This window comes from Duganella sp. Root1480D1, assembly GCF_001427305.1.
In the GTDB taxonomy this organism is placed as follows: Bacteria; Pseudomonadota; Gammaproteobacteria; order Burkholderiales; family Burkholderiaceae_D; genus Rugamonas.
Map to the genome: position 1 here is coordinate 414,152 of NZ_LMFZ01000045.1, position 8,555 is coordinate 422,706.

Below are 8,555 nucleotides of genomic sequence, written 5' to 3' on the forward strand. Positions count from 1 at the left end.
GGAGTGCGATCTGAAATCGCGCTGCCCCCCCTGCATCCCGCCAAGGTAGTCATGATGGCTAACCCGCGGATGTATTTTCTGACTTTCATGATTTCGTCCTCATTTTTCGATGTGCATACGGGCAAGGGCCGCGCGACGATCACCAGAGATGGTGCACGTGCGGTGCGATCCTCTCGTGGTACAGCGCGCGCAACTGTTCCATCACCTGCGGCGAAATGGCGTCCAGCGCGCTGGCCTGGCTATTCGCGATCGCCTGCGCGGCATTCTTGGCGCCCGGAATCACCGTGCTGACGCTTTGCTCCATCAGGATCCAGCGCAGCGCGAATTGCGCCATCGACGCGCCGCCCGGCAACAGTCCGCGGATCTGTTCGACGGCATCGAGCGCGAGGTCGTAGGGGACGCCCGCAAACGTCTCGCCCTTGTCGAACAATTCCCCCTCGCGATTGAATGCGCGGTGATCGTCCGCCGCGAACGTGGTGCTGGCGCTCATCTTCCCGGTCAGCAGGCCCGACGCGAGCGGGACCCGGACGATTACGCCAATGTCGCGCCGCGCCGCTTCCGCGAAGAACAGCGCGGCCGGACGCTGGCGGAAAATGTTGTAGATGATTTGCACGGTGGCGACATTCGGATATTCAATGGCCTTCAGGCCCTCTTCGACCTTCTCGACGGAGACGCCGTAGTGGCGGATCTTGCCAGCCGCGACCAGGTCGTCCATGGCGCCAAAGACGTCCGGCTGATAAAAGACCGGCGTCGGCGGGCAATGCAGCTGCACGAGGTCCAGGCAGTCGACGCGCAGCTTGCGCAGCGACCTCTCAACGAATGCCGCCAGGTTGGCCTTCGTATAGCCTTCCGCCAAGTGAGGCGACAGGCGGCGCCCGGCCTTGGTAGCCACGAACGGCCGCTCGCCGCCGCGTTCCGCGAGCACGTCCGCGATGATCTGTTCGGAACGGCCGTCGCCATACACGTCGGCGGTATCGATGAACGTGACGCCATTGTCGAGGGCCGCATGCAGCGCCCCCTTGGCATCCTCCACGCTGACTGCGCCCCATGAGCCGCCGATCGCCCAGGCCCCGAAACCGATTTCCGAGACTGCCGCACCGATGCGGCCCAGTTTTCTTCGTTGCATGCTTGCTTTCCTTCTTAAACCATCAGTTGTCCACCATTGACTTCGATGACCTGGCCAGTGAGATAGCCGGACAGTTCGTTCGACGCGAGAAACAGGTATGCGCCGACGCATTCTTCCGGGGTGCCGGCGCGCCCCATCGGGATCGTGCGGACCTGGGCCGACAGCAGGTCGGCCGGTGTGTAGCGGTCATGGAAGGTCGTCTGGATCACCCCGGGCGCGACGGCGTTGACGCGGATACCGTCGGCCACGAACTCCTTCGCATGCCCACGCGTGAGATTGCTGACAAAACTCTTCGCCGCGGCGTACAGGACCGCCCCCTGGCCACCGCCGTTGCGCGCGGCAATCGACGTCGTGTTGATGATGAATCCACCGCCGGCCTGCCGTAGGTAGGGCACTGCCGTGATGCTGGCCTGCCACACCGAACGGGCGTTGAGATCGACGACCCGGTCGAAATGATCGGCCGTCGCCGCTTCCGTCGGGATGCGGCCGAGCATGTTGCCGGCATTGTTCACGATGCCGTCGAGGCCACCTAGCAGGCGGGCGGCCTCATGGACGACGCGCTCGGTGTCGGCCAGGTCGGCCAGGTCGCCGTGTACGACCACGGCACGCTCCGGTGCGCCGGCGGCGACGCTCTCGGCGCCGGCACGGTTGGCTCCGTAGTGGATCGCCACACGGGCGCCCTGCCGGAGGAACCCGAGCGCAACCGCTGCGCCGATGCCGGCCGAGGCCCCCGTGACGAGGATCCGCTTGCCGGCAAGGTCAGGGATGTGGAGTTCGCTGCGAAATGGCATGGGCACGCTCGAATGAGTTGTCGAGCCGTCTTTATACCGTCCAGCCTTGCCGCAGTGCTATCATTCGAAGATGAGCCGCATTCATCGCGGCAGTGATTCACTCTCAACCATGTCCCTGATCGATCGCGTCGACTTCGCCGACCTGCGCCTGTTCCTCGCCATCGTGCGTACACGCAGCTTCAAGGCGGCCGCCATCCAGCTGGGCCTGTCGCCCTCAGCAGCCAGCCACGGCATGCGGCGGCTGGAAGCGCGCCTCGCCGTCAAGCTGCTGAACCGTTCCGCGCGTTCCGTCACCCCGACCGATACAGGCCTCGAACTTGCAAAGCGCCTGGGGGACGGCTTCGACGCGATCGGCGCCGCGCTCGGAGTCATCGACTCTGCCACGCCGGCCCATGGCGAACTGCGCATCAACGTTTTCGCGGACGCGGCCCATCTGTTGATCGAGCCGGCGATCGTGGCGTTCGCCGGTGCCTATCCTGACGTAAGGCTGACCGTCGTCGTCGAAGACCGGCCCATCGATATCGTCGAAGAAGGCTACGATGCCGGCGTCCGGTATGGGCATTACGTTCCGGAAGACATGGTCGCCGTGCCGCTGAGCGGCCCCCAGCGTTGGGTCGTGGCGGCGGCCCCGGCGTATCTGGCCCAATACGGTGAGCCGGCACATCCCGACGAACTGGCGCAGCACCGCTGCCTGCAACTACTTCTCGGCGACAACTCGGCCTACAAGTGGGAATTCGACCTCGACGGTGAACGGCGCCGGATCCGCGTGCCGGGACCGATCACGATCAACGATACGGCCACAACGATCGCGGTGGCGAAATCCGGCGCGGGCCTGGCCTATCTTCTCGAATCCCGAATCGCGGGAGAACTGGCCGAAGGCAGCCTGCGCATCGTGCTGGATGCGTTCGCCGCGCGCGGCGAGCCTTTCCACATGTACTACAGCAGCCGGCGCCATGGTCATCCGGCGCTGCGTGCCCTGATTAACATCATCCGTGCCCGGCAGGCTCTGCCGCCCGTCGGCGGTGCGCAAGAAGAACTTGCCGGACAAGCCCGCCATTTCCGGCCCCCAACTCCAGTTGAGCGTTGAAGACCGGCTCGACCGGCGAGAACGTTGCCGGCAAAAGCCGAAAAAAAGCCCTGTAAAAACAGGGCTTTAGTGCAGCAAATGAATTTATATTCAATCTTAAGAAATTGAAAACTCACTCCCATTCGATTATCAACGAAAGATCCAACCCCTTGATTTAACGTCGCTTTCCCGATCGGCTTTCGGACGATACCAGCAGTAACACCATCGCCTATTGTTCGTTTAGGACGCCACTATCACTCACGATCCGCTTCAATCATCTTACACCTCGAAGGCATGCGATTAAGGTAGTGGGCCAGCCAGCGCCCAAGTCTACGTAAGCGTCAGTTCTCTCTCGGCCAACGCGATGGCCTCGACGATGTCGGCCGATTTGAAGCCGAGCCTTTCGGCCATCTTGCGGAACAAGCCAGGTGCCTTTGCAATTAAGGTGTTCTGCGCCGGCAATACCACCATATCGCTGCGCCGTTCGATGCCGCGGATCACCCCATCGACGACCTCGTCGCGCGAAATCATCCGCCACAAACCGCCCTTGTTGCCGCCCCAGAGCTTGACGCCGGCGGCATCGGCATGGATCTGCTCCATCAAAGGCGTGCGAAAGAACGTCGGGTGCACGCTGCCGACGCCCACGCCCAAGTGCTTCACTTCCAAGCGGACGCTGTCACACATGGCCCAGACGCCGGCCTTGCTAGCCGTGTAGTGGGCCTGAAGCGGCGAATGCACGAACGCCGCCATCGACGAAATGGCCATCAGGTAGCCGCGCTGCCTGGCGACATGGGGCAGCCCGGCTTTCAGGGTGCGCCATACCCCGCTCAGGTTGATGTCGATGACGCGTTCGAAGGCATCGGGGTTCATTGTGGCCATGGGCGAGACCTCATTGATGCCGGCATTGGCGATCACTACGTCGATGCGCCCGAAGTGCGCTGCGGCGGCGCCCATCGCCGCCTGCAGGTGCTCGTAGGAGCGAACGTCAACACGCCAACCCTTGGCCTGCTGCTCGCCGCCGAAACCTTGCGCCAGCCGGCTGATGGCAGCTTCGTCCAAGTCGAGTAGCGCCAGCCGCGCGCCCCTGGCCGATAGCTCACGCGCAAGGGCGCTACCCAGCCCTCCAGTAGCACCGGTGATGGCCACGACGCGGCCGGTTAAGTCATAGTGAAGCATCTCAATCTCCTTGGTATGGCCGGCGGTCTTCGATATGGCCGCCCGTGTTTTCTCAACGCTGTGATTCAGTCTCGAGTTGCTGGAGCAACGCATGCATTACTTTGTGTCGACTCAGAATGGCATCGGTGAGTACACCGAAGACACCGCGGAAGAGTGAGAACGGAACCCACCGCCAAGGCGCGTAGATGCGGGTCCTGCGATACTGCACACCTTTCGCGATCGCACGTGCTACCTGCTCGGGAGGAATGGCCCGACGCAGCCACCCTGGAAGCCCAACCTCATTCATTTTGGTCACGGTTGCGTTTCCGCCGAAGGCAACCTTCGCAATGGCTGTGGCCGTCCAACCGGGGTAGACGACGCTGGCCGTTGCGCCGCTATATGCGAACTCTGCCCTCAAACAGCGTGTGAGCATTTCCACCCCTGCTTTAGATGCGGCATAAGGTGCATTCGCCATTCCGTTGAGAAAAGCGTATGCGGAAGATGTCACAAGGACTTGCCCCTTGTTGCGAATAATCTCCGGCAGCGCCGCACGAATCGTACGCCAGACGCCAAGCAAGTCCACCTCTACGATTTTCTCGAACTCGGCCTCATCGCAACTGGCAATAGTTGAGGCACCACTACGCCATGAAATGCCGGCGTTGGCAAAAACCACGTCCAGGCGTCCGAAGCGTTGGATCGTTTTCTGGATGACTGCCTTCGTTGCTGCGGCGTCAGTGACGTCGAGCGCCACAGGTAGCACCCGAGATTGGGAGAACTCTTTCGCAAGTTCATCCAAAGCGGTTTGCTGCATATCGGTCAGCACCAAGCTCGCACCGAGAGCATAGAGTTCGCGAGCAGTCGCGGCACCGATGCCGCCCGCCGCGCCGGTGATCAGCACCACTTTGTCATTCAAGTCGTAAGTCATCATGTACTTTCTTGGATAGCGATAGGAACATGGCGGTGCAGAAATTCGATCTGGTCGGCCACCACCTTCTCGAAGCCTTTCCCGACATAGACGCCGAAGTGGCCTTCCCCGTATACCTTGACCTCGCCCCGCGGCGCCTTGCGGACATGGCGGAGCGTGGACCGCGTCGGTGCGACGGTGTCGTGCTCACAGACACAGAACAGGGCGGGACAGGGCAACTGGCTGGCCAGCTTGCCGGGACGGTAGGCCATGATCTGCAGCGCGGCGCGTGCAGCAACACGGTTCTGAAACGGTAAACCGCGCGGTACCAGCTTGAGGTAGCCATCCAGGCAATCATGCGCTGTCATCAGCGCGGCCGAGCACGGCGCGCCGCTGGTATCGACCATGATCGGCTTGGCGCCGGCCCAGGCCAGCAGTTGGTCGGCAATGGCGAGCGGCAGGACTCGAAGGGAGGTGATCGGATTCATTGCCAGCCCCGACGCAAGGCCATCGGTGAACAAGCATTGCGCGATGACTGCGCTGACTCCTTCAACGGTAGCGCCGGCATGGACAGCGTGCCCACCGCCGAAAGAAGTGCCCCAGACCACCACACGACGGCCGTCGACCTGCGCCAGCCCGCGCGCGAACTCGACGGCAGCACGCCAGTCAGCCTGCTGCTTCCCGACATCCAATAATTGGCGCGGCGTTCCGTCGCTGCCGCCGAAATGCCGATAGTCGAAAACCAGGCAGGCATATCCCGCGGCTTGGAAACGTTCGGCAAAGGAGTCCAGCCGCATCTGCCGGACTCCGCCCAGACCGTGGGCCATCACGATGATGGGTGCCGGCCGCGCGCCTTGCGGCAGGTACAACCACGCGGCACACCGCTCGCCCTGCGATGGGAAGTGAATTTCTAAACGAGTTGTCATTTTTAGCTAACCCCAGTATTAGAGCTGTCTCCATTGATTGGAGTTAACTCTATACTTGGAGTATGCTATAGTCAAGCTATGAATGAAGCCAAACCCACTCGCACTCAGCGGCGCACCGAGGAAATGCGTCGCACGATCATCGAAATCGCCTCGCAAATCCTCGCCGAAAGCGGCACCGCAGCGCTCAGCGCAGAGGAAGTCGCGCGCCGTGCCGACATAGCACCGCAGACGGTTTACAACCGGGTTGGTGGCAAAGGCGCCCTACTGGCTGCCGCGGCCGAATCAGCCATGCTCGAAAACCGCCGGCACATGGATGCGGCGTATGCAATGCCGGGGTCGCCGTTGGAACGCATCCGGCTGGTTGGCGCGGCCTATCGTCAGTTTGCGCTAGAACAACCGATCCAGTTCCTGCTCTTGGCCTCGCCACCCGACGACTTCGAAACTGCCAAGCCTCTGATAGCACTAGTCGCCGAACAGAACACAAAGTTGGAACAGTTGTTGCGGGAAGGGATTACCTGCGGTGAGGTGCGGGCCGACATCGACCCTCCCGCAATGGCGACTGCGCTTTGGGGAATGTTCAACGGTGTGCTGACGCTGGGCGTGCGCAACGATGGTTTCAAGCTCAAGGACGCCGCCTGGGAAAAGGTCCTAGCGTCGGCGACCTTCGTAATACTGGACGGCTTGGCCGACAAGCAAGCACAGCACTAGCATGTCATCGGATCCGCTCCATATCTCTCTGGCCGTCGCGGTCCCGCATTTGCTCTTTGCGAAACAGCGCAAGGAAATCACCGGCAGTTCAATGAGGAACCAAAAGATAATGGCTCCAAAAAGGAGCCATTATTTGCTTACCTGAGGCAATGACAGTTAATATTCTGTCACTCCCATTCGATTAGCTACGAGAATCGAAAGCCCTTGATTTTGTGAGGATTTTCGATCTAGTTTGTAGCAATACCATCAGAAATGCCATCAAGAATAGCGCAATCCTCGGTTCAAAATTATAGCCCTTGAGTACCGAAAGATCGTGCTATCTTCACGCCGCAGTAAATGGCCGGATTAAGTACTGCGCAACCGACTCTCGACGAATCGAAGATCTATTGAGTGAGAAGTCGCAATCCATTGGGTTCTTCAAAGCGAATAGCGACCCTGTTGCACGATGCCAAACGAACTATACCTTGCCCTGACGCATCATGATATGAATCAGCATCGACTACACCAGTAACAAGAACATACTTGCGATCAAGTGCACGATTAATGCTCTCATCCGAATACGTGTTCAACAATGAAATGCAGCGACGTCGATTTCTGTTAGCGTAGTCCGCCGGACCATCCCATATGCCCCTATCCTCGTTCCGGATGGACACCCATCCCTTTACGGTAACCTTCTTGCCGTCGAAAGCAGTTGGATTGGCAAGCACACTATCAACTTCAATCCACGGCGAAGGCGAATTCGGGGAGGTTGCACACGAGGAAACGGTCGTGGTTAGAAAAAGTATGCAACAGAATCTTATTTTGACTAACGAAACATTCATATTTACCTCTCTATTTCCTATCGAAATCTGACTGCTGCGCATCTATCACGACGCGAGGCAGCCAGACCGATGTGTTCAAGGAGCGAAGAGCCTCGTTACAGGAAATGGCAAGAATCAAATCTCATTGATAATTCTGCGGCCCGATCGTGCGAATTCCTTGGTATTGCATGCGCCCAAAAATAAAGCCCTGCAAAAACAGGGCTTTACATCTAGGCACGATTTGGAATTTTAGTTTCCAAAAAAGCAACCCTACTCCCACTCTATTATTTACGGCAGACCGAAGTCCTTGATTTGGCACAGCTTTCCGGATTCTTTCACAATCGATACCAGCAGAAGTACCATCACCTATTGTTCGTTTAGAGCGCCCACTTGATCACAATTCACCGCAATTATATTGGACCTGCAAGATAATGCGATCCATGTCGCCAAGCGGAGCCAGAGTCGAGGCATCCATTATTCTATACCGGCATCGTCGCACACGTACGAACCGCGGCGCGGTACAGCAAGCAACGTCAACACCGAATCTTCAAGCTACGTCGTCAAACTGATCTGAGCCCGCTCCTCGCAATGACACCTAGCCCGACACGCTCTGTGGCCGTCGGCTTCCGCCCCAAATCAGACGTTGGTAAATCCGCACCTGATGAGTCAATCCTCACGTATATGAGAGGCGTTTCGTGGAATAATATTCAGCGCCCTTCCTGGAGCCGACGTCTAAAAACCTGTACCCGCTTGGCTACGTTTTGACAGTCAAGCGTTAGCGCCCAATTCGGGTAATTCGAAACCTCGAGACGTACACCTCCATCGAGATCGACCGAAAATGATGGGTCGTCCTTATCTACTTTATTTTCAACAGACACCGCCGGCGGAAGCTCCGCCAGCAAATTGTAAACCGCTTGTTTCCCGAGCTTTCGATTGGATTCCATTTGAGATTGGGTCAGTGATGAAGAGCCGGAAATTTTCAAGCTAGTTGTCGCCTAATTTGATAGTTCAAGCTGCTTTTTTCAATGTGTGCTGGTCTACCTCCATGCTGTTCAAAGAATGTCCATTCTCAGGGTTCA

The 8,555-nt window shown here is 59.0% G+C and carries 7 protein-coding genes; 2 read left to right on the top strand and 5 right to left on the bottom strand.

What is annotated here, in order from left to right; translation table 11 throughout:
• Window positions 1–139 precede the first annotated feature (139 nt).
• Both ASD58_RS24640 and ASD58_RS24645 read right to left on the bottom strand, forming a co-directional pair.
• Window positions 140–1,126: an aldo/keto reductase gene (locus ASD58_RS24640; protein ID WP_057264090.1), complete on the bottom strand. Its 987-nt coding sequence runs from the start codon at window positions 1,124–1,126 to the stop codon at window positions 140–142.
• A gap of 14 nt (window positions 1,127–1,140) precedes the next feature.
• A complete protein-coding gene (locus tag ASD58_RS24645; protein WP_057264092.1) occupies window positions 1,141–1,917 on the bottom strand; it encodes an SDR family NAD(P)-dependent oxidoreductase in 777 nt (258 codons plus the stop codon).
• Between the two features lie 109 nt (window positions 1,918–2,026).
• Between ASD58_RS24645 and ASD58_RS24650 the strand changes: the two genes are divergently transcribed.
• Complete coding sequence (locus ASD58_RS24650) at window positions 2,027–3,004, top strand: LysR family transcriptional regulator (RefSeq protein ID WP_057264095.1); 978 nt, start codon at window positions 2,027–2,029, stop codon at window positions 3,002–3,004.
• Between the two features lie 309 nt (window positions 3,005–3,313).
• On the opposite strand, the gene ASD58_RS24655 is transcribed toward ASD58_RS24650, so the two are convergent.
• Genes ASD58_RS24655 through ASD58_RS24665 form a run of 3 tightly spaced genes read right to left on the bottom strand, consistent with a single transcriptional unit; the run spans window position 3,314 to window position 5,968 of the window.
• Window positions 3,314–4,159 carry an SDR family NAD(P)-dependent oxidoreductase gene (locus ASD58_RS24655; protein ID WP_057264097.1) on the bottom strand — a complete coding sequence of 282 codons (846 nt, stop codon included), beginning with the start codon at window positions 4,157–4,159 and terminating at the stop codon, window positions 3,314–3,316.
• Window positions 4,160–4,211: 52 nt separating this feature from the next.
• Window positions 4,212–5,066 (bottom strand): SDR family NAD(P)-dependent oxidoreductase, encoded by an 855-nt coding sequence (locus ASD58_RS24660; protein WP_229207022.1) that lies wholly within the window; start codon window positions 5,064–5,066, stop codon window positions 4,212–4,214.
• Window positions 5,063–5,968: an alpha/beta hydrolase gene (locus ASD58_RS24665; RefSeq protein ID WP_055924139.1), complete on the bottom strand. Its 906-nt coding sequence runs from the start codon at window positions 5,966–5,968 to the stop codon at window positions 5,063–5,065. Before ASD58_RS24665 ends, ASD58_RS24660 begins: the two co-directional genes overlap by 4 nt.
• Window positions 5,969–6,046: 78 nt before the next feature.
• Here ASD58_RS24665 and ASD58_RS24670 point away from each other — a divergent pair, with 78 nt between their 5' ends.
• Window positions 6,047–6,676 (top strand): TetR/AcrR family transcriptional regulator, encoded by a 630-nt coding sequence (locus tag ASD58_RS24670; RefSeq protein ID WP_055924142.1) that lies wholly within the window; start codon window positions 6,047–6,049, stop codon window positions 6,674–6,676.
• The last annotated feature ends 1,879 nt before the right edge of the window (window positions 6,677–8,555 follow it).